Consider the following 20693-nt stretch of genomic DNA (forward strand, 5'->3'; position numbering starts at 1 on the left):
TGCCCACGATACTCCGCCGTCCAGTGAGAGACACCGAGGTCGAATCGCTCGTCCACCGGTTGAGCCGCCGCCGGTCCGCCGTCGCCGCTGCCGTGGCCTTCGCGGCCGTCGCTTCAGTTCTCATCGCTCTGCTCGTCCCGCAGCGGACTGACACCCCGACCGCCCCGAGTTGGAGCAACGAGGGAGTTCCTTGCCGGAGCGAACCGCTTACGCACGTCCACAACCCCACACGGCTGACCGTCGTCGCCGACTGCGCGACCGTCAGCGGGATCGTACGGAAGGTGCAATACCGACCCACTGATGGCAATATGCGCCTGACGGTTGCGGTGGACGAGAAGTTCCGGCGCTTTCTCCGCTCGGCAAACCAGGGCCTCCTCAATGTCGAGGTGATCCCGCCCGACGCCCGGTACGTGACGATCCCGTCGGTGGGCGAGCATGCGACATTCTTCGGCTCGTGGGTCCTCGACCGCAACGAGCGGCGTGCCGCCGAACTGCATCCGGCCTGGCGGATCGTGCCCGATGGGGTCTCCGTGGCGCAGGCGACGCCGTCGCCGAGGAAGGGCTCCGGCAAGCTGTCCGTCACTGTGGACATGCCGAAAGGCGTCGCGATCGGGGAACGGTTCCAGGTCCTCGTGCGAGCACGGACGTCGACGGCGACGAAGACAGCCGCGGCGAGCGAGGTGCACGTGTTCGCCGAAATCACGAATGCCGCGGGAAAAGGTGTCGATTGGAAGGCTGCTACGACGAACTCGCTCGGCTCCACCAGCATGACCTTCATCGCCCTGCACGCGCCGGGGATCTTCGTGGTCCACATTTATGTCAGCAAGGAGGGGCAAGCGGTCGCTGTCAGCGAACCGCTCACCATCAGGCGGAGGTGATCGGCGAAGCCCCTGGTCACCCAGAGGCGTCGTCACGAGCGGCGAGCGCGGCCTATGCGGCCGTGGTTGCCGTTGAGGAAATACAGCGGGAGGCGCTGCGCCCCGGCACGGCCCAGTGAACGGCCGGAAGTGCCAGGCAGCGTGGCGAGCGCGTGGTCGGGCAGTGCACAGGTCACGGCCGCTGTGGCGGAGACCGCCCATCACGTGCGGACGCTTCGGTGAGATGCGGCTCGATGAGGAGTCGGGCTGAGGGGGGAACCTGGACACGCTCGAGGTCCGACGTGCCGTTGTGCCCCTTGGTACTTCGGCCTCACGGGCAAGGGCAGAGCGCACCCGCTATTGCGCCTGTCAGCCGCATGGATACCACTGCTGATCGATGCCTTGTGGCTGCGGGCTGGAGAACTCCGGACTGCGGGCGGCCGACTGCCGGTGCCGGCTGCCGACCGTTCGCCGCGGTCGCCCACCGGCCGATCGTTCTATCGCTGAGTGCTGAGGGGCTGACCCCCACCACGCAGCGCCCCCGGCACTCGGAGTCCGCCGGAGAACGCATGCGGTCCGGCCCTCCCGCCGGAGGGCCGGACCACTCACTGCCGGCCGGAACCGCGGGTGGGCCGGCAGTGGACAGGGGACGAGCCGGTCGGCGGCCGGACGCCGCGACGACGGCAGTCAGGGGAGGACCCGCCGCGCTGCGGGCCGGCCGCCCACCGGCTCCCGGATCCCCGCCCCGGCTCGGGGAGAGCCCAGTGCCGGGCTCGAGCCGGATCCGGGGCTCGTGGGGGACGGGGTCAGCGGGTCGCGGTCATCCCCGAGGAGTCGGCCGCCCCGTGGCCCGACCCGTCGCCGGGCGCGCCCGCTCCGGCACCGGACTGGTGACCGTTCCCGGACTGGTTTCCGGCACCCGGCTGCTCAGCCGCCCCGGACTGGTCGCCCGCACCGGCGCCGCCGCCCACCTGGTCACCGCCGGCCTGCTGGCCGCCCCCGGCCTGCTGGCCGCCGCCCGCCTGGGAGCCCGCGCCGTTGCCGGCGCCGAGCGTCGCGCCGGTCGCCTGCAGGGCGGTGGTGACCGGCTGGAAGAAGGTCTCACCGCCGGACGTGCAGTCGCCGCTGCCGCCCGAGGTCAGGCCGACCGCGCTGCCGTCCTGGGTGAACAGCGAACCGCCGCTGTCGCCGGGTTCGGCGCAGACGTCGGTCTGTATGAGGCCGGTGACCGTGCCCTCCGGGTAGTTCACCGTGGCGTCGAGGCCGGTGACCGTGCCGTCGTGCAGGCCGGTCGTGCTGCCCATCCGCAACACCTGCTGTCCGACGGCGGCGTCGGCGGCCTGCGCGATCTGGACGGTCTGCCCGTTGCCGGCGTTCACCTCGCTGGGCGCCTGCGTCGCCGGATCGTCGTACTTGACGAGGGCGAAGTCGCCGTTGCCGGGGAAGACGGCCTGGTCCACCGTGGCGATCGGCTGACCGTTCTGGGAGTCGGACCACTGCTGGGCCGCGACACCGCAGTGCCCGGCCGTCAGGAAGGCGGGACTGCCGTCGCTCGCGGTGACGTTGAAGCCGAGCGAGCAGCGTGCGCCGCCGCCGAAGATCGCGTCGCCGCCCGAGACGAACGTCTTGAAGGTGCCGGCCGACTTCTTGAGGGTCGCCATGCCCGAGCCGAGGCTGTCGACGGTCGACTCCAGCCGGTTCCACCTGGCGCCGGTGACGGTGCTGTCGGCGGTGACCACGATCTTGTTGGTCCGCGGGTCGACCGCCCAGGAGGTGCCGGGGATGGTGGCCTGCGTCTTCAACGTCCGGGTCGCCGACTTCAGTTCGGCCGTGCTGTTGTCGACCTGCCGGACGGCCGCGCCCGCCTTCTTCGCCTGGACGACCACGGCGTTGTTGTCGCCGCCCACGACGTTGACGACGAGCTGCTGCCTGGCGCTGTCGTAGTAGGAACCGGCGAAGGCGTCACCGAGCGCGCCGGCGAGCTGCGCAGCGAGGTCCGAGGCGTCCGCCGCCTTGAGGGTTCTGGGGGTGGCGTCGTCCGCCGCGCCGTCCTGGGAGGCGTTGGCGTTGGGGAGCAGCAGGGCCGCCGCTCCGAGCGCCGCCACACTGCCCGCCGCGATCGCGGCCTTGCGCTTCGGAATTCGCTTGTGACTCAAACTTCTCGACCTCCCGGGTACGGGGTCTGTGCCGCCGTTCGGCAGCCGGTTGGGGCGCCTGGATGGCTGTTGGTACGCAGGAGGGGAGGGAGGCGTTCAATCCCGTTCGCCAACTTCCGCCGGACCGCGCCGAATCGGCCGCCACCGGTGACCGGGCGAGCCGTGCGCGGCTCGCGCGAGCACCGTCCCCGTCACCCTGGGCAGAAACGGTCCGCGATCATTCATTGACGATCAGTGACGGACACTTACCGGAATCCGAGCTTCAGTGAATCTGCACACCGGCCACGCAATGAGGCCACCCCGCACAGCAGATCTGCACATCCGCGCGCCCCCTGGCACGCCTTTGGCGAGGAGTGCCGGATTCGCCGCCCCGCTCGCGGACGCCGGCGGGAGCCGCAGCGGTGCCGCATGTGAAGAAGTCGCCGGAAAGACGTGCGCACGCCTGCACGGTTCTCCGACCGCCGGGGAGCAATTGCCCTGGTGGGAGCGCTGGTTGAGTGGAAGCCGCACGCCGCGCCGTGCTTTGATCCATCGCACCGCGGCAGCCGCGGGGCTCCGAAGCCGGGCCTGCGGCGCTCGCGGGTGCGGCCGACCGTCTGTCCCCAGAGGGGGCCGCTCCCCCCTTGAGATACCCATACGAAGGGAAGTTCCAACATGAACTCCACCCCCCAGGTTGAGACCGTCGAGATCTCCGACGCCGAGCTCGACAACGTCTCCGGCGGCCTGTCGGTCAACGCTCTCGGCACCGCCACCGGCCTGGTGGACGGCGTCGCCCCGGTGACCGGCCTGGTCGACATGGCCGTCGGCACCGTCGAGGGTGTGACCGGCCTGAACGTCGCCCCGGTCACCAACCTGGTCGCCGGTCTCTGATCGCACCGCGTAGCCGCTGAGTCCCGGAGCCGCAGGCCGGCTCCGGGACTCACGGATGCCCCCAGACAGCTCCTCCCGCACGTCCCACAGGTGAGGGAAGTTCCGTGCAGTTCCGCCAACAGGCCCTCGCCAAGCTCCAGTCGCCCGAGGAGCTCGATCTCCCGGTGCGGCTGGCCCGGCCCCAGGGCTGGCTCGTGCTGTCCGTCACGCTGGTCGCCATGGCCGCCGCCTCCGTCTGGGCGGTGACGGGGTCCGTCGCGGCCACGGTCGGCGCGCAGGCCATCCTCACGCACGGGCAGGGCAGTTACCTCCTGCAGAGCCCGGTCTCCGGCCAGGTCACCGCGGTCCTCGCCAAGGAGGGCGAGCGGCTGCCCGCGAACGCGCCGGTGCTGAAGGTGCGTACGGGCGACGGCGACACGGTCGTCCGCACCGTCGCCGCGGGCCGCGTCACCGCGCTGGCCGCCACCATCGGGCAGATCGTGCAGACCGGCGCCGACGTGGCCGCCGTCGAGAAGGTCGCCCACGCCTCCGACCCGCTGTACGCGACCGTGTACGTCCCCGCCGAGAACGCCGCCGCCATCCCCGCCGACGCCCCCGTCGACCTGACCGTCGCGTCGGTGCCGACGCAGCGGTACGGCGTGCTGCGCGGCCATGTGGCGTCGGTGGACCGCTCCGCGCTGTCGGCCCAGCAGATCGCCGCGTTCCTCGGCGACGGCCAGCTCGGTCAGCAGTTCACGAAGGACGGGCGGCCGGTGGCCGTGACGGTCCGGCTCGACAGGTCCGCCACCACCAGGAGCGGCTACCGGTGGTCCTCCGCCGGCGGGCCGCCGTTCCGGCTCGACTCCATGACCCTGGCCGGCGCTTCGATCCGCCTGGCCGACCAGCGCCCCGTCGATTGGCTGCTGCCGTGACCACCGCCCAGGAGACCCGCGGCCGCCGGCGCGCCGCACCGCCCCCGCGCCGCCCGGTGCCCACCCGGCGGCGCAGACCCGTCCGCACGCCCACCGTGCTGCAGATGGAGGCCGTCGAGTGCGGCGCCGCCTCGCTCGCCATGGTGCTCGGCCACTACGGCCGGCACGTGCCGCTGGAGGAGCTGCGCATCGCCTGCGGCGTCTCCCGGGACGGCTCACGCGCCAGCAACCTGCTGAAGGCGGCGCGCAGTTACGGCCTGACCGCCAAGGGCATGCAGATGGACACCGCGGCCCTGGCCGGCGTGCAGGCGCCGGCGATCCTGTTCTGGGAGTTCAACCACTACGTCGTCTACGACGGCATGGGCCGCCGCCTCGGCCGGCGCGGGGTGTACATCAACGACCCCGGCAAGGGCCGCCGTTTCGTGCCCATGGAGGAGTTCGACACCAGCTTCACCGGCGTCGTGCTCGTGCTGGAGCCCGGACCCGGTTTCGAGCGCGGCGGAAGCCGGCCCGGCGTCTTCGGCGCCCTGCCGGCCCGGCTGCGCGGCACCGCCGGCACCCTGCCGGCGGCGGTGCTGGCGAGCCTGCTGCTGGTGGCGGTCGGCGCGGCGGTGCCCGCGCTGAGCCGGACCTACATCGACACGTTCCTGATCGGCGGCCAGACGTCGCTGCTGGGCGTGCTGTTCACGTCGATGGCGGCGTGCGTGCTGCTCACGGTCGTGCTGACCTGGCTGCAGCAGGCCAATCTGCTGCACGGCCGGATCATCTCCTCCACGCTGTCCAGCGCCCGCTTCCTGCGCCATCTGCTGCGGCTGCCGGTCACGTTCTTCGCCCAGCGCAGCCCGGCCGACCTGGTCCAGCGGCTGCAGTCCAACGACGCGGTGGCCGAGACACTGGCCCGCGACCTGGCGGCGGCGGGCGTCGACGCGGTCGTGGTCGTGCTGTACGCGGTGCTGCTGTACACCTACGATCCCCAGCTGACGTTCGTGGGCATCGGGGTGGCCCTGCTCAACATCGTGGCGATGCGGGTCGTCGTCCGGCTGCGGGCGACCCGGACGGCGAAGCTGCGCGCGGACACTGCCCGGCTGACCAACACGGCCTACACCGGGCTGCAGCTGATCGAGACGATGAAGGCGACCGGCGGCGAGGACGGCTACTTCCGCAAGTGGGCCGGTCAGCACGCCACCACGCTGGACGAACAGCAGCGCCTGGGGGTGCCGAGCGCCTGGCTGGGCGTGGTCGCGCCGACGCTGGCGACCCTCAACAGCGCGCTCATCCTCTGGATCGGCGGCCTGCGGGCCGTCGAGGGCCACATCTCGATCGGCCTGCTGGTGGCGTTCCAGGCACTGGTGGCCCGGTTCACCGCCCCGCTGACCCGGCTGAACGGCGTCGCGGGCCGCATCCAGGACTTCGCGGCGGACGTGGCCCGGCTCAAGGACGTCGAGACCTTCCAGGCCGACCCCCTCTACGCCCGGCCCGGCGCCGGGGACTCCACCCGCCGCCTGCGCGGCCACGTCGAGCTGGAGAACGTCACCTTCGGCTACAGCCCCCTGGACAAGCCGCTGCTCACCGGGTTCGACCTGACCGTCGGGCCGGGCCGGCAGGTGGCGCTGGTGGGCGGCTCCGGCAGCGGCAAGTCGACCGTCTCCCGCCTGATCTCGGGCCTGTACACGCCCTGGGAGGGCACGATCAGCATCGACGGGCAGCGGCTGGAGGACATCCCGCGCGGCGCGCTCGCGGCCTCGGTGTCCTTCGTCGACCAGGAGGTGTTCCTCTTCGAGGGCACCGTCCGCGACAACGTCGCGCTGTGGGACCCGTCGATCCCGGACGACGCCGTCGTCGAGGCGCTGCGGGACGCGGCCCTGTACGACGTCGTGATGCGCCGCCCCGGCGGCATCCACAGCAGGGTCGAGCAGGACGGCCGCAACTTCTCCGGCGGACAGCGCCAGCGGCTGGAGATCGCCCGGGCGCTGGTGCGCCGGCCGAGCATCCTCGTCCTCGACGAGGTGACGAGCGCGCTGGACGCGGAGACCGAACTGGTCGTCATGGACAACCTGCGCAGGCGGGGCTGCGCCTGCGTGGTGATCGCGCACCGCCTCAGCACCGTGCGCGACAGCGACGAGATCGTCGTGCTCCAGCACGGCACGGTCGTGGAGCGCGGACGGCACGACGAGCTGGTGGCACGCGGCGGCGCCTACGCCGCGCTGGTCAGGGAGCGATGACAATGACGTCCCCACACGGCGGAACCGAGGGACACGGTGACGACCTCGTACTGGGCGCGCTCGGCTCCCTGGGCACGCGGATCGACTGCGCCGGGCTGACCCGGCTCGAACTGGAGGGCCCGCAGGTGCTGTGGCTGGTCGCGGCCGGCGCCGTGGACCTGTTCGCGGTCGACGCCGGGCAACAGGGCCACTGGCACCACCTGGGCCGGCTGGAGGCGGGTTCCCTGCTGCTCGGCCCGGTGCCGGGCCCTCAGCACACCCTGGTCGCCCGGCCCCTGCGGGACTGCGTGGTGCACCGCGTCGGACTGCGCGAGCTGTACCAGCCGGCGAGCACCCAGACATGGTCCTACGACGAGTACGGCAACCCGCAGTACGTGCCGCCGACGTCCAGTCCGCTGGAGTACGCCCTCGCGCTGGGCGTCGGCCGCAGCCTGTCCGTCCTCTTCCAGGCGCCGATGGCCGGAGACCGGGCCGTACCCGCGGCGGGTGGCCCCGCGCGGGCGGACGCGGGCGTGGGGGACGACGACGTCTTCTGGATGCAGGTGCCGCCCGGCAGCGTCCAGTACGGAGCGCTGTACGGCGCCGAGGCGGCGGCCGACCTGCTGATGGACCCTGCCGTCTGGCAGAGCATGGTCGACCAGCAGTACCGGCTGCTGACCGCGCTGGACCGGTGGATCGAGGAGCGGGAGCGCACCCACGAGACCCGGACGGCGGCCGGCATCAAGGCCGGTGAGGCGGTCCGCGCGCAGGCCGACCGGACGCTGCTCGCGTCGATCGGGCGGTCCTCCCGGCGCGCCACGACCGCCGACGCCGACGCCACCTACGCGGCGTGCAGGCTGGTCGCGCGCGCTGCCGGGATCACCCTGGCCGCCGCGCAGAACGGCACCGGCGGCGACCGGCTCGACCCGGTGGAGCAGATCGCCCTCGCCTCCCGGATGCGCACCCGGGGCGTCCGCCTGGAGGGCCGTTGGTGGCGGGAGAACATCGGACCCCTGGTGGGCCACCGGGCCCTGTCGGGGGCGCCGGTCGCGCTGCTGTGGCGACGCGGCGGATATGTGGCGGTGCACCCGGCGACCGGCCGGGAGACACCGGTGGAGAAGGCGAACGCGGAGGAGTTCGAGCCGCGCGCGGTGATGTTCTACCGTCCCCTGCCCGAACGCCGCCTCGGCCCGCTCGGCCTGGTGCGCTTCACCCTGGGCGGCACCGGCGGCGACCTGCTCAACCTGCTGGCCGGCGGCCTGGTCACGGTCGCCCTCGGCGCGCTGGTGCCCGTCGCCACGGGCAGGGTGCTCGGCCAGTACGTGCCGGAGGCCCGGGAGGGACTCATCACGCAGGTCTGCCTGGCCGTGATGATCAGCGGGGTGGTGGGGGCGGCCTTCATGCTGCTGCAGAACCTGACCATGCTGAGGCTGGAGGGCCGGATCGAGGCCACGCTCCAGCCCGCCGTCTGGGACCGCCTGCTGCGGCTGCCGACGGCGTTCTTCACCCAGCGCTCCACCGGTGAGCTGGCGAGCGCCGCCATGGGCGTCAGCGCGATCCGCCGGCTGCTGGCGGGCGTCGGCCCGGTCGTCGCCCAGTCGGTGACCGTGGGAGCGATGAACCTCGTGCTGTTGTTCTGGTACAGCGCCTCCATGGCCATGGCGGCGATCGGGATGCTGGTGGTCATCGCGGCGCTCTTCCTCGCTCTGGGCCTGTGGCAGGTCCGCTGGCAGCGCAGGCTGGTCCGGCTCACCAACAAGCTGAACAACCAGGCCTTCCAGACCCTGCGCGGACTGCCGAAGCTGCGGGTGGCGGCCGCGGAGAACTACGCCTACGCCGCCTGGGCCGGGGAGTTCGCGCGCAGCCGGGAACTGCAGCAGCGGGTGGGCCGTATCAAGAACCTCACCACGGTGATGGGCGCGGTGTACCTGCCGGTGTGCACGCTGGTGATGTTCATGCTGCTGGCCGGCCCGGCGCGGGGCTCGATGTCGGCGGCCGCGTTCCTGACCTTCAACACCTCCGTGACGATGCTGCTGACCTCCGTGACCCAGCTGACCGGCGCGTTCGTCTCGGCGGTGGGCGCGTTGCCGCTGTACGAGGAGATCAAGCCGGTGCTCGAGGCGTCGCCGGAGGTGCGGACGGCGAGCACACGGCCGGGCCCGCTGTCCGGCGCCGTCGAAGCGCGCCGGCTGTCGTTCCGGTACACCGACGACGGACCGCTCGTCCTGGACGACGTGTCGTTCGCGGTGCGGCCGGGCGAGTTCGTGGCGATCGTCGGTCCGAGCGGCTGCGGCAAGTCGACCCTGCTGCGGCTGCTGATCGGCTTCGACCGGCCGCTGTCGGGGAGCGTGCTCTACGACGGCCAGGACCTCGCGGCCCTCGACCAGTCGGCCGTGCGCCGGCAGTGCGGGGTGGTGCTGCAGCACGCGCAGCCGTTCACCGGCTCGATTCTGGACGTCATCCGGGGGACGGAGCCGTGCACGCCCGAGGAGGCGATGGCGGCGGCGGAGATGGCGGGGTTGGCCGAGGACATCAAGCGGATGCCGATGGGCCTGCACACCATCGTCTCCGGCAGCGGCTCGGTCTCCGGCGGGCAGCGGCAGCGCCTGATGATCGCCCAGGCGCTGGTCCGCAGGCCGCGGATCCTGTTCTTCGACGAGGCGACCAGCGCCCTGGACAACGAGACCCAGCGCACGGTGATGGAGAGCACCCGCAAGCTGAACGCGACACGGATCGTCATCGCGCACCGCCTGTCGACGGTGCTGGACGCCGACCGGGTCGTCGTGATGGAGGACGGCAAGGTCGCCCAGCAGGGCCCGCCGGCCGAGCTGCTGGCCGACACGGGCGGCCGGCTGCACGAGCTGGTGCGGCGGCAGCTGGCGTGAGACACGGACCGTGACCGCGCGGCGCGGGCGGCGTAGGGACCGGCCGGACCGGGTACCCACCGGCGCATGCGAATCAGCGTGGTGGACGCGGGATCGAAAACGGTCCGGCTGGTGGTCGCGGACGTCAACGGTGGAACCGGTGGAACCGGCGGGGTGCCGCTGCCGGTGCACACCGCCAAGTGGCGGCTGAGACTGTCCGAACCGGCCAGCCCCGGGCAGCATCTCCCCGAGGAGGCGGTGGACCGCCTTGCCGACGCGGTCGGCGAGGCGGCCCGGACCGCGGCCCGGTGGGGCGCGGCCGCCCCGCCGGCCTTCGCGACCGCCGTCGTGCGCAACGCCCCGAACCGTCTGGACGTGCTGCGCACGGTCCGTGAGCGGACCGGGATCGCGCTGTGCACCCTGCCGGGCGAGGTCGAGGCGGAGCTGACGTTCCTCGCGGCGCGGCGCTGGATGGGCTGGCGGTCCGGGCCACTGGCCCTGCTCGACATCGGCGGCGGCTCGTTCGAGGCGGCGTTCGGCCGGGGCCGGCTGCCGGACTTCGTGGCGTCGCTGCCGCTCGGTGCCGGCCGGCTGACCCACGAGTTCCTCGACGGCGGCGACCTCAGCTCCCCCGATCAGCTCAAGGCGTTGCGGCGCAGGGTCCGGCACCAGCTGCGCGACGTCGCCGCGCTCATCCGCTGGGAGGGCCCGCGCACCGCGGTGGCGACCTCGCGCACCTTCCAGCAGCTGGGCCGGCTGTGCGGAGCCGCACCCGGACGGCACGGTCCCTTCGTGGAGCGGCGGCTGCGCCGTCGCGACCTGCGCCGGGCCGTCGGCCGGCTGGCCGCTCTGCCCGCCGCCGAACGCGCGTGGCTGCCCGGCATCTCGGCCCCGCGCGCCGCGCAGAGCCTGGCGGGCGCGGTGGTCGGGCACACGGCGATGAAGCTGACCGGTCTGAAGGAAGTGACCGTCTGCCCCTGGGCCATCCGCGAGGGGATCATGCTCCGGCACATCGAGGACGGCCCGTCCTGGTGGGCGGAGATGTCCCGCCCGAACGAGGAGACGGCACCGCCCGAGCCGGTTCCGCTGCGCCTGGCGACCACCACGAGCTGAGCACGGGCGCCGGCCCGGCCGCACGGCGGGCGCCCGGACCCGGACCCACCGCATCGCAGCCCACCGCCCGCGAAGGAGAGGAGACCACCGTGTCCGACGACAACCGGCACGAGGACCGGCCCGAGACCGCGATCGAGGAGGTACTGCGCGAGGTCGAGGAGGCCGAGAAGAAGCACGTCGACGACTCCGAGGACGCCCGGCACGCGGGCGAGGCCGGGGAGGCCGTCACGCCGAACACGCGGGCGCAGGAGGAGTCCGAGGGCGAGTGAGCGGCGCCGGCCGGCCCGCCGTCCGCATGCCCCGGTCCCGGCCGGGGGCGCTCGGGGGCAGTGTGCCCGGGCGGCGGGTGGCCGTGCGCCTTCGGGGTACCAGGGTGCCATGAACCACCATCGCCGAGGCCCCGAGCTGCCCCCTGCCCGGGGGCCGATCTCCGCAGCCGTGACGGCGTACCTGCGAGGTACGGGCCCCCTGCCGCGGCCCGAGGACACCGACGGCGCGGACCCGTACGGGAACGACGTCCAGCTCGCTCTCTACCTGTGCTACGAGCTCCACTACCGCGGCTTCGCGGAGGTCTCGCCCGAGCGTGAGTGGGACCCGGACCTGCTGCGCGTGCGGGCGGCACTGGAGCGGCGCTTCCTGTCCGCCCTGCGCGCGGACACACCGGCGCACGACAGCCTCGACGACGCTCTCGCCGGCCTCCTCGTCGAGCCCGTGGACGGCACCGGCGTGAGCCACTTCCTGCGGGACAAGGGCGAACTGTGGCAGCTGCGCGAGTACGCGGCCCAGCGCTCCCTGTACCACCTCAAGGAGGCCGACCCGCACGCGTGGGTGCTGCCGCGCCTGTGGGGCACTGCGAAGGCGGCGATGGCGGCGGTCGAGTTCGACGAGTGGGGCGGCGGCCGGGCCGAGCGCGTCCACGCCCGGCTGTTCGCCGACCTGATGACGGACCTCGGTCTGGACACGACGTACGGCCGCTATCTGGACGCGGCGTCGCCGGAGGTCCTGGCGACGGTGAACATGATGTCCCTGTTCGGCCTGCACCGCGAGCTGCGCGGCGCCCTGGTCGGCCACTTCGCCTCCGTCGAGATCACCTCCTCCCCCGGTTCGCGGCGGCTGGCCGAGGCGATGCGCCGCACGGGCGCCGGAGCGGCCGCGGAGTTCTTCTACGACGAGCACGTCGAGGCGGACGCGGTGCACGAGCAGATCGTGCGCCACGAGGTGATCGGCGGCCTGCTGGCCGAGGAGCCGCACCTGGCCGCGGACATCGCCTTCGGCATCGACGCGACCGAGTACCTGGAGGGCCGACTCGCCGCGCGGCTGCTCGACGACTGGCGTGCCGGACGGTCGTCGCTGCGCGTCCCGCTGCCCGCCGTGACGGCCCATACCTCCTGAGCACGGGGGTACACGGGTGCCGTGAATGCACTCGTACTCCCGGGCGTGTACGCCCCTCAGGACGACACAGCGTTTCTGGCCGAGGCCCTGGCCGGGGAGTCCCTCGCGCCGGACGCCGAGGTCCTCGACGTGGGCACCGGCAGCGGTGCGCTGGCGCTTGAGGCCGCCCGGCGAGGCGCCCGCGTCACTGCGGTGGACGTGTCCCGCCGGGCGGTGTGGACCGCCCGGCTCAACGCACGCATGGCCCGGCTCCGGATCCACATCCGGCGCGGCAACCTCTTCGGCCCGGTACACGACCGGTCCTTCGACATGATCCTGGCCAATCCGCCCTACGTGCCCGCGCCCGAGGCCGGACGCACGCCGCGCGGCAGATCCCGCGCGTGGGACGCCGGCGGCGACGGGCGCCTCGTCCTCGACCGGATCTGCCGGGACGCACCCCCGCTGCTGCGAAGCGGGGGTGTGCTGCTGATCGTGCACTCGGCGCTGAGCGACCCGGACCGCACGGTGGCCGACCTGCGCGCGGCCGGTCTGCACGCCGAGGTGACGCTCCGGCGCTGGATCATGTTCGGCCCCGTCATGCGGGCGAGGCAGGGCTGGCTGCGTGAGCGCGGTCTGCTGTCGCCGGCCGACGAGAAGGAAGAGCTGGTGATCGTCCGTGCCGAACGACCCCTCTGACGGCCCCCGCCCCGCCTCCGGTGCCGGCCGTCCGGAGCCGCCGCGCCGGGTGACCATGCAGCGGCGCGGTCCGATCCTGGTGGAGGGACCGGTCGAGGTGGAGCTGGAGGACGGCAGCACGGTCCGCTCCGACCGCTTCCGCGTCGCCCTGTGCACCTGCCGCCGCAGCCGCCGGTACCCCTGGTGCGACACCAGCCACCGCAAGCGGGCGTGACGCGACGGGACGGGGTACCAGGGGCCGGCGGGCGGCCCCACTCCGCCCGCCGGCCCCTGTAGCGGGATCGCAGGACCGCCGTGCCGGGGCTCGCACTCCCCAGTTGCGGGACCCCTCGGTCGTGCACGGCGTTCGTGCGATCCCGGTCTTTTCAGAACGCGAAGACGCTCGTCGCGGCCGCGTTCTTCACGCACTCGTTGGCGAAGGTGCGCTCGTAGGAGACCCGCTTGCCCTGCCAGACGCCGGCGGCCGTGACCACCACGGGGCGGTACTCCCTGGTGCACAGGACGTCGTCCCGGGCCGTCAGGGCGTTGAAGTCGCCGCCTGTGCCGCGCAGTTCGGCACAGGCCTGGGGCGCGGCCGGATGCGTACCGGAGGCGGACGGGGCGCACGTCAGGGTGACGGCGCGCTCGGGGGTGGCGACGGCCGCGCTGTCCCCGTGCCCCACGGTCAGCACCAGGGCCGAGGGGGCGTAGAGCGAGGCGGTGGCGCTGGACGGTGCGGCGAGCGCGGCCCCGGTGAGGGGTCCGCAGACGGCGGTGGCCGTCAGTCCGAGGGCCGCTGCCCAGCGCGCGGTGTTCCGCATTGTGTGCTTCCTTCCGCTCGATTCGATGAGAGACGCCGGAACCGACGCGATCGGTGCCGGACCGGCGAGCGGGAGTCTGCCGAGTCCGCTGCCGAAACTCACATCGAACCCACGGGTTTCGGTAACATTGCGTGTTGAATCAGTGGCCAGAAGTCACGGAATTCGAACGTTGCATCCCCGTGTCCGTACGGTTGCCGACCGCCGGATCCGGCCGGATGGCCGAAACCCCCGCCTTCGTTAATCGTCCGGAAACATTCCGCTTCCGTCCTCGATCCGCCCCTCTCGGACGCCTTGGCGAGCGTTCCTGTTCATCTCGCGGCCTTCGTCGCCGTCCCTTCCCGGCACCGCCCCGCGCGAGACGGCCCCGGGTCGCTCGCGCGGGACGGCCCCGGCGGGTCCCCACGCCCGTACCCGCCAGTATGGTCGGGGCCTCACGCGTGCTCGGTGACGGAAGGCGGGACGGACGGATGGCGCAGCACTGGGCGGACTTCCAGTACGAGATCTATCTGCACGGGATGACGGGGGCCGTGCCCCGGCTGCCCACCGATCTGACGCGCCTGGAGGAGTTGACCGAGCAGCGGCTCGGCCCCGGCCCGGTGGGCTACGTGGCGGGCAGCGCGGGGGACGGCAGTACGGCGCGCGCGAACCGGGCGGCCCTGGAGCGGCGCCGGATCGTGCCGCGCATGCTGCGGGACGTGGCCGAACGGGACCTGTCCGTGCGCCTGCTCGGCCGCGAACTGCCGGCCCCGCTGGCGCTGGCACCGGTCGGCGTGCTGTCGATCATGCATCCGGACGCCGAGTGCGCGGCCGCGCGCGCCGCCGCCGCGCAGGGTGTGCCGTACGTCCTGTCGTCGGCCTCCAGCACGCCCATGGAGGAGGTCGCGAAGGCGATGGGGGACGCCGAGCGCTGGTTCCAGTTGTACTGGGCCAAGGACCGCGAGGTGACGCGGAGCTTCCTGCGGCGGGCGGAGGCGTCCGGGTTCAGCGTCCTGGTCGTCACGCTGGACACGCCGCTGCTCGCCTGGCGCCCGCGCGATCTGGACCAGGCGTACCTGCCGTTCCTGCACGGGGTGGGCACCGCGAACTACTTCACCGACCCGGCGTTCCAGGCCGGTCTGGCCAAGCCGGTGCACGAGGATCCCGACGCGGCGGTGATGCGTTTCGTCGGCATGTTCGCCGACCCCGGCAAGACCTGGCCCGACCTGGCCTTCCTGCGCGAGCACTGGGACGGCCCGATCGTGCTCAAGGGCGTGCTGCACCCGGACGACGCCCGCCTCGCCGCCGACGCGGGGATGGACGGCGTGGTGGTGTCCAACCACGGCGGCCGCCAGGTGGCCGGTTCGGTGGCGGCGGCCGACGCGCTGCCCGGAGTGGTCGAGGCGGTCGGTGACCGGCTGAGCGTGCTGTTCGACAGCGGCGTGCGCACCGGCGACGACGTGTTCAAGGCCCTCGCTCTCGGCGCCCGGGCGGTGCTGCTGGGGCGTCCGTACGTGTACGGGCTGGGCCTCGACGGGCAGGCCGGCGTCGAGCACGTGATCCGCTGTCTGCTGGCGGAGTTCGACCTCACCCTTGCCCTGAGCGGCCACGCCACCCCGGCAACCGTCGGCCCGGCCGACCTCACCGAACACCCGGCCTGACCGACCGGCCGGGGCCCCGACACTCCCCCGGCACCGTCCTGCGCGACGCCGCCCCGGGGCCCGCCCGGCGCCCTCCGCGGAGCCGGACCCGGCACGCACCCGGCCAGGGGTCGCCCCGCTGCCTGGAAATGCCCGCATCAGACCGTCGGCCTCTCCCCCGCCGGGCCTGACAGCACTCCGGGAGCGGCCTGCCCGGGCCCGACCTCCCGGGCCGGCTTCGCGCCACGGAGGGTCGGGCGGACGGGCGGGGGCGGCCGGTCAGGCGGTTCGTTCCGACAGGTCGACCGGGCGGGCACGCGGTCCGTCCGTGCCGGCGCCGGACAGGGCTCCGGGGGCGGCGGGACCCGGGTCGGTCATCCAGCGCTGGGCGTCGGAGCCGTCGCGGGGCGTGACGACGACGTCGGCGTCCGGGTCCGGTGTGGTGGGAGTGAGGGCGAGCCCCCCGTACCGGCGTGACAGCACCTCTCCCCGCGTCGTCAGGTCGTACCGCACGTCGCGGTCCCGCGGCGTGTCCGCGTCCGCGCACACGCCGAGGACGACGACCCCGGCGTCCGCGTACGCGTCCAGGCACAGACCGGGGTCGGCCGCGCTGCGCAGCAGCCCGTCCTTCTCCAGCGACCACCGCTGGGTCCACGCGGAGGAGCACACCGCGAGCGTGGCGGCCGCGCCCGGCCGTGGCTCGCCGCGCACGTCGAGGCACAGGTCGGCTCCGGCGTTGCGCAGCCGGGTCCGCTCCCCGGCCGTGGGTGTGCCGGTGCCGCCCGCCGACCCGGCGGGCGGGACCGACGGCCTACCGCCGGGTGCCGTGCCCCGCGTGCCGGTCGCACCGGCGGAGCCACCGGGCGCTGCCGGGCCGTCGCCGGGCGGCCACACACCGGCGCCGAGGACGGTGGCGAGGAGTCCGGCCGAGACCAGTCCGACGCCCGCCAGGGTCCGGGGTGTCCGGGGCCCGCCGGGAACCCGGCGGCCGGGCGACGGCGCGGGCGACAGCAGCCGGTGGCGGCCACCGCCGAAGCGCCGGCCACCGGCGGGCGGGGCGGTGCTCCTCCCCCTCGCCCCCGGCCGCGCCCGCCCCGGCCGTGAGTCGAGGTAGCGGCGGGCCCCCCAGCCGAGCACGGCCTCGGCGAGCAGGGCGCCCAAGTCACCGTCGATCCGGCCGAGTTGTTCCGCCGCCTCGCGGCAGTAGCGGCAGTCGGCCAGATGCCGCCTCACGTCCGGCGGCAGGGTGCCTCCGCGACGGATCGGGACGTCGAGCAGGCGGTTGTGGAAGCGGCAGTCGTCGCTCGGCGCGAACTCGCGGTGGGCGCGGACGCAGCCCTCGTGGAACCTCTCCCGCGCCTGCCCGCACACGGCCGAGGCGGTGCCGGGGTCCATGCCGAGCAGCCCGGCCGGGACGGTGACGGGTTCGGCCTCGACCTCGGTGTGCCACAGCAGGCACCGGGCGTCCGAGGGCAGGACCTCGAAGGCCCGCCGGGCGAGCCGTCCGTGCTCCGGGGTCAGGGACACGGCGCCCCGCATGCCCCGGCCCCCGGCGGGTTTGCGCAACTGGGGCAGCACGCCGGATATCCGGTCCTCGGCGGCCCACTGCCGGACGGTGTCCCGCACGGCGAGCAGCAGTCGGGGGCGCAGGGCCACTCCCTCCTCGCCCAGGGTCAGGCGGTCGAGGACCTGGTGGACGGCCGCCGTGGTGACCATCGCGGCGACCGGCCCCGCGGAGGCGAGGCAGATGACGGCGTAGTCGTGGGCCGGCTGCCAGTGGCGTGCGATCAGCAGGGCGACGGAGTGGGCGACCTCGCCGTCCGTACTGCCTCTGAGACGGGCCGCGAGGGAGTCGTCGGACTCCGCGGGCACGCCGACGGGCGGGGGATAAGGGGGACGAGGGGGGTGGGGGGTGGGCACGGAGCGATTCCTTCGGTGCGTACCTGGTCGTCGTGCGGGAGGGCGCGGAGCGTGCGGCCACCGGACGGCCGGCGAGCGGACCGCTTCGGCAACTCGCCCTTGATTCAAGGCAGTTACTCACCGCGCATGGTGGTTCACCCTGGCACACCTGGGTCAGGGGCAACAAGGTGACCGGAGGAGATCGGCCTTCTTCGGCCCGGAGCCGGGCCGCGGCCCCTCCGCTGCGGCTCGCATCCTTCCGGTGCGACTGGCACACCCCTCCGCTGCGGCTCGCACGTCGTTTCAACGACGCGCGCCCCGTGCGTGGCATGCGCACGCGCCGGTTCCCCGCGCGCCCTTCCGGCACCCGGGCCGGAGGTGGTCGGCTGGAGTCGGCCCCGGTTCGGGCCCCGCGCGGGACGGCGGCCCTTCCGCGCGGCGCCGCCGGTCCTGTCCCCCCACCCGGGACCGGCGGCCCGGGGACCCGTCCACCGCGGGGGGGACGGGGTGCCCGGGTGGTGGACGGTCCACCGCCGGGGACGACGTTCCGAGCGCTCCGCGATGGGCGCGCGGAGCCCTCGGGACCGTCCCGCTCACCGGTGGCCTCCGCGGCCGTCCGGCTCACCGCGGGCCCGGAGGCCGGTGAGCGGTTGTCAGGTCAGATCTGCCAGCGGCGCAGACGGTCGGCGGCGCCGTAGACGTCCGTCTTGCCGTCCATCAGATCGCGCGTGAGGTCGACGAGGGCCCCGTAGGGCGGGTCGATGCCGACACCGCTGACGAACATGTACGCCACGGCCGTGGCACAGGCGAAGCGGGCGTTGGCGGAGGGCAGCGGCCTGAGCACGGCGAGGGTGTGCAGCAGTGCGGCGGCCCGCCACGCCGGGTCGGAGTCGGTGCCGAGACGCGGGGGGTCGACACGGTGGCGGGCGACGGCGGCCACCAGTGCCGAGAAGTCGTCGATGGTGGGCTGGTACGGCAGTACTTCCTCATGGCGCTGGAGCAACCAGGGCACGTCGATGTGGATGACGGGGGTCATCGGTCAGGCGGCCCGCCCTTCGCCCTTCGTGGGTCGTTCGTCCTCGGGGAACGCGGCCGCGAACTCGTCGGCGTGGGTCGAGAAGAACCGGCGGAAGGCCTCGGCGCCCTCCTGCAGGGCACGGTGCCGGGCTATGTCGGCCGCGGCCGCCTCGCGCACGAGCGCCTTCATCGACGTTCCGCGCTCCTTGGCGATCTGCCGCAGATCCTCTAGCTCGCGGTCACTGAACTCCACGTTGAGAGCTGGCATGCCATCACGGTACCGCTCGGGCGTTTTCCCGTAAATCCGGCCTGGTCACACCGGTGGACCCCGGGTACCGCCGGGCCACTCGGACACCACCCGCGACGCAGCCGAGCGTCACTCCGCCGGCCGACAGCTTCAGCGCCACCCGGCCACGAGCAGGACCGGATACCCCCGTCGGCCCCCAGCACCCCCACCGCGCCGGGTACGGGCGGTGTCGTGGACGAGTGTCGTGGCCGCCCGGCGCGAGGCCGCCCGGCGGACCGGTCAGAGGGGGGCCCACCGCACACGGAGCCAGGTCGCCAACCGCTCGGCGCACTGGGCCAGGATCACCTTCGCCCGGGCGGGATCCTCCGCGGCGATGTCGTGCCAGAGACGCGAGACCGCCACCGCGAAGGCGTGCAGGGTCTCCGGTTCGGCCTCCCGCCAGGACGGCACCCGCTGGACCCAACTGACCGCGGCGGCGGCGCTGTTCCCGGCCGCCGTCAGACGCAGCGCCAGCAGGAACGGGTCGATCCAGGCGGCGCCCCGCGTGGGCCGCGCCCAGTCGACGACCCGGGCCCGCCCGGCGCCGATCAGCACGTCGGCCGGCGCCCAGTCCGCCTGCAGCAGCGTGTCGCCGTCGAAGGCGGCGCCCTCGCCGTCGTCGGCGTACTTGCCCCACCGCTCCGGCGCCGTCCCCACCTCGACGCCGCACGGCGCGGTGACCTGCTGAAGCTGCTTCAGCGCGGCCAGCGCGAGGACCACGTCGTCCGGACGGGTGTAGTCGGCGGGGCGGCCCTCGACGGCCTCGTAGCCGAGGAGCACCCAGCCGCCGGCCTCGGTGTGCCACAGCAGGCGCGGGCAGGTGTCCGGCAGGTGCGGGTTCAGCGCGATCTCGCGCCGCCGCTCGGCCACGTGCGGCTGACCGGCGGGAACACCCTCGACGTAGACCCGTCCCGCGCCGGTGTCCAGCAGGACCGCCACGCCCGTGTCGGAACCGCCTCCGGCCGCGCGGACGGCCCGGACGGTACCGGTCCGGCTCGTGACGGCCCGGCGGGCGACGTCGGGCAGGTCGTCGAAGGACACGCGCGGCAGGGACACGGGGTGCGGTTTCCTCGTTTCGTGACGGCAGGGGCGGCACTGCCCCGGGCAGCGTACGACCGAGGCGGCGCGCGCGGCAGGGATACGGACCGGTAGGCACCGTTGCGACCGCAAGGTGACCGAAACCGGACGGGTGTCCTGACAACTCCTGCCTGGTTCCCCGCCGCGGCGCGGACCCGGCATCGGCCGGCCGGCACCTCCAGCCTGCTGATCCGCACCGCGCCCCGCGCCTCAGCCGTATGACGGATCGTCAGCGTCAGCCGCACCCGGGAGCCGCCCAGTGGCGCGGCATCGCCACCCGCTACGAGAAGACAGTGACCATCCACCTGACCGGAGGCCATATCGCGGGCATCTTCCTCTGGTCCGCGAGTCCGAGCAGACATCGACGCCAACGTCGCCTATCACGAGGCTTCCGGCCTCCCGGGCGACGCCACGGCCGTCAAGCTGCTCACCCTGACGCTGAACTGGCTGATCGTCGAACAGCTCACCCTCCCGGACGTCTTCACGGAGGAGGAGCGTGAACAACTGGTGACGGCCGCAGTGGAGCGCATCGTGGCGCCGGAGTAGAGGGCTCCGCTCAGAGACGACGCCGCCCGGCTGACGGGTGGGGTGCGCAGCGTCACGCTGCCCGTGCGCAGAGAAGGCGGTGCGGGTGGCGGTCCCGTAGCGCTCGGCGCTCTCCTGGCGGCCGTTGTCGAGGTCGGCCAGGGAACCGCCCGACATGCCGAAGGAGACCAGGTGCTCGGCGTCGGGCACGACCACTCCGCGTGCGTCGACGACCTCCGCGTGACGAAGGCCGGGGAGCGGCCGTCGGCCGCGAGGCTCGTGCGGTCGGGTGTGAGGCGCACGGCGTGCGGCTGCCCCGCGGTGCGCAGGATGTCGGCGGCCACGACCCTGCCGCCGCGTCGGGCACCGCGTGACCGACACGGCTCTCCCTCACCACAGCTCAGAACCCCTCACAATTGCCCGATAACGAACAG

Annotated in this window: 17 protein-coding genes and 2 pseudogenes; 12 read left to right on the plus strand and 7 right to left on the minus strand. The window is 73.7% G+C overall.

Annotated elements, in window-relative coordinates; all coding sequences use genetic code 11:
* Positions 1 to 23 precede the first annotated feature (23 nt).
* Positions 24 to 878, plus strand: a complete 855-nt coding sequence (locus tag ACWDNY_RS15290; protein WP_451646222.1) for a hypothetical protein — start codon at positions 24 to 26, stop codon at positions 876 to 878.
* A 785-nt stretch (positions 879 to 1663) separates the two neighbouring features.
* Here the strand turns inward: ACWDNY_RS15290 and ACWDNY_RS15295 are convergent.
* The gene (locus ACWDNY_RS15295) at positions 1664 to 3013 is read right to left on the minus strand and encodes a S1 family peptidase (protein ID WP_451646223.1); all 1350 of its coding nucleotides are present in this window, start codon (positions 3011 to 3013) and stop codon (positions 1664 to 1666) included.
* A gap of 654 nt (positions 3014 to 3667) precedes the next feature.
* Between ACWDNY_RS15295 and ACWDNY_RS15300 the strand changes: the two genes are divergently transcribed.
* The 9 genes from ACWDNY_RS15300 to ACWDNY_RS15340 all read left to right on the plus strand — a co-directional run bounded on the left by ACWDNY_RS15300 (position 3668) and on the right by ACWDNY_RS15340 (position 13253).
* Positions 3668 to 3883 (plus strand): type A2 lantipeptide, encoded by a 216-nt coding sequence (locus ACWDNY_RS15300; protein ID WP_451646224.1) that lies wholly within the window; start codon positions 3668 to 3670, stop codon positions 3881 to 3883.
* 104 nt (positions 3884 to 3987) lie between these two features.
* A complete protein-coding gene (locus ACWDNY_RS15305) occupies positions 3988 to 4794 on the plus strand; it encodes an HlyD family efflux transporter periplasmic adaptor subunit (protein ID WP_451646225.1) in 807 nt (268 codons plus the stop codon).
* Complete coding sequence (locus ACWDNY_RS15310) at positions 4791 to 7016, plus strand: NHLP family bacteriocin export ABC transporter peptidase/permease/ATPase subunit (RefSeq protein ID WP_451646226.1); 2226 nt, start codon at positions 4791 to 4793, stop codon at positions 7014 to 7016. Before ACWDNY_RS15305 ends, ACWDNY_RS15310 begins: the two co-directional genes overlap by 4 nt.
* Positions 7017 to 7018: 2 nt before the next feature.
* Entirely contained in the window at positions 7019 to 9880 is a 2862-nt protein-coding gene (locus tag ACWDNY_RS15315) for an NHLP bacteriocin export ABC transporter permease/ATPase subunit (protein WP_451646227.1), read from the plus strand.
* Positions 9881 to 9946: 66 nt separating this feature from the next.
* Positions 9947 to 10972, plus strand: a complete 1026-nt coding sequence (locus ACWDNY_RS15320) for a Ppx/GppA phosphatase family protein (protein WP_451646228.1) — start codon at positions 9947 to 9949, stop codon at positions 10970 to 10972.
* An 89-nt stretch (positions 10973 to 11061) separates the two neighbouring features.
* Positions 11062 to 11241 (plus strand): hypothetical protein, encoded by a 180-nt coding sequence (locus ACWDNY_RS15325; protein ID WP_451646229.1) that lies wholly within the window; start codon positions 11062 to 11064, stop codon positions 11239 to 11241.
* 109 nt (positions 11242 to 11350) lie between these two features.
* A complete protein-coding gene (locus tag ACWDNY_RS15330; RefSeq protein WP_451646230.1) occupies positions 11351 to 12364 on the plus strand; it encodes an iron-containing redox enzyme family protein in 1014 nt (337 codons plus the stop codon).
* Positions 12365 to 12385: 21 nt separating this feature from the next.
* Positions 12386 to 13039, plus strand: a complete 654-nt coding sequence (locus tag ACWDNY_RS15335; RefSeq protein ID WP_451646231.1) for a HemK2/MTQ2 family protein methyltransferase — start codon at positions 12386 to 12388, stop codon at positions 13037 to 13039.
* On the plus strand, positions 13020 to 13253 hold the full coding sequence (locus tag ACWDNY_RS15340) for a CDGSH iron-sulfur domain-containing protein (RefSeq protein WP_451646232.1): 234 nt from the start codon (positions 13020 to 13022) through the stop codon (positions 13251 to 13253). Before ACWDNY_RS15335 ends, ACWDNY_RS15340 begins: the two co-directional genes overlap by 20 nt.
* A 151-nt stretch (positions 13254 to 13404) precedes the next feature.
* Here ACWDNY_RS15340 and ACWDNY_RS15345 read toward each other — a convergent pair whose 3' ends face one another.
* A complete protein-coding gene (locus ACWDNY_RS15345) occupies positions 13405 to 13839 on the minus strand; it encodes a protease inhibitor (protein ID WP_451646233.1) in 435 nt (144 codons plus the stop codon).
* Positions 13840 to 14306: 467 nt separating this feature from the next.
* Here ACWDNY_RS15345 and ACWDNY_RS15350 point away from each other — a divergent pair, with 467 nt between their 5' ends.
* Positions 14307 to 15476, plus strand: coding sequence for a lactate 2-monooxygenase (locus tag ACWDNY_RS15350; protein WP_451646234.1), 1170 nt, complete (start codon positions 14307 to 14309; stop codon positions 15474 to 15476).
* A gap of 258 nt (positions 15477 to 15734) precedes the next feature.
* Here ACWDNY_RS15350 and ACWDNY_RS15355 read toward each other — a convergent pair whose 3' ends face one another.
* The 4 genes from ACWDNY_RS15355 to ACWDNY_RS15370 form a co-directional block, all read right to left on the minus strand.
* Positions 15735 to 17375 carry an RICIN domain-containing protein gene (locus ACWDNY_RS15355; RefSeq protein ID WP_451646235.1) on the minus strand — a complete coding sequence of 547 codons (1641 nt, stop codon included), beginning with the start codon at positions 17373 to 17375 and terminating at the stop codon, positions 15735 to 15737.
* A gap of 637 nt (positions 17376 to 18012) precedes the next feature.
* Positions 18013 to 18390: a toxin Doc gene (locus ACWDNY_RS15360; RefSeq protein WP_451646236.1), complete on the minus strand. Its 378-nt coding sequence runs from the start codon at positions 18388 to 18390 to the stop codon at positions 18013 to 18015.
* 3 nt (positions 18391 to 18393) lie between these two features.
* Positions 18394 to 18639 carry a hypothetical protein gene (locus tag ACWDNY_RS15365; protein ID WP_451646237.1) on the minus strand — a complete coding sequence of 82 codons (246 nt, stop codon included), beginning with the start codon at positions 18637 to 18639 and terminating at the stop codon, positions 18394 to 18396.
* Positions 18640 to 18897: 258 nt separating this feature from the next.
* Positions 18898 to 19713: an aminoglycoside phosphotransferase gene (locus tag ACWDNY_RS15370; RefSeq protein WP_451646238.1), complete on the minus strand. Its 816-nt coding sequence runs from the start codon at positions 19711 to 19713 to the stop codon at positions 18898 to 18900.
* A gap of 366 nt (positions 19714 to 20079) precedes the next feature.
* Here ACWDNY_RS15370 and ACWDNY_RS15375 point away from each other — a divergent pair.
* Positions 20080 to 20280, plus strand: a pseudogene (locus tag ACWDNY_RS15375) (TetR/AcrR family transcriptional regulator); the annotation flags it as partial.
* A 57-nt stretch (positions 20281 to 20337) separates the two neighbouring features.
* Here the strand turns inward: ACWDNY_RS15375 and ACWDNY_RS15380 are convergent.
* A pseudogene (locus ACWDNY_RS15380) lies at positions 20338 to 20624 on the minus strand (hypothetical protein); the annotation flags it as partial.
* Positions 20625 to 20693 lie beyond the last annotated feature (69 nt).

The organism is Streptomyces sp. NPDC003697, assembly GCF_053587115.1.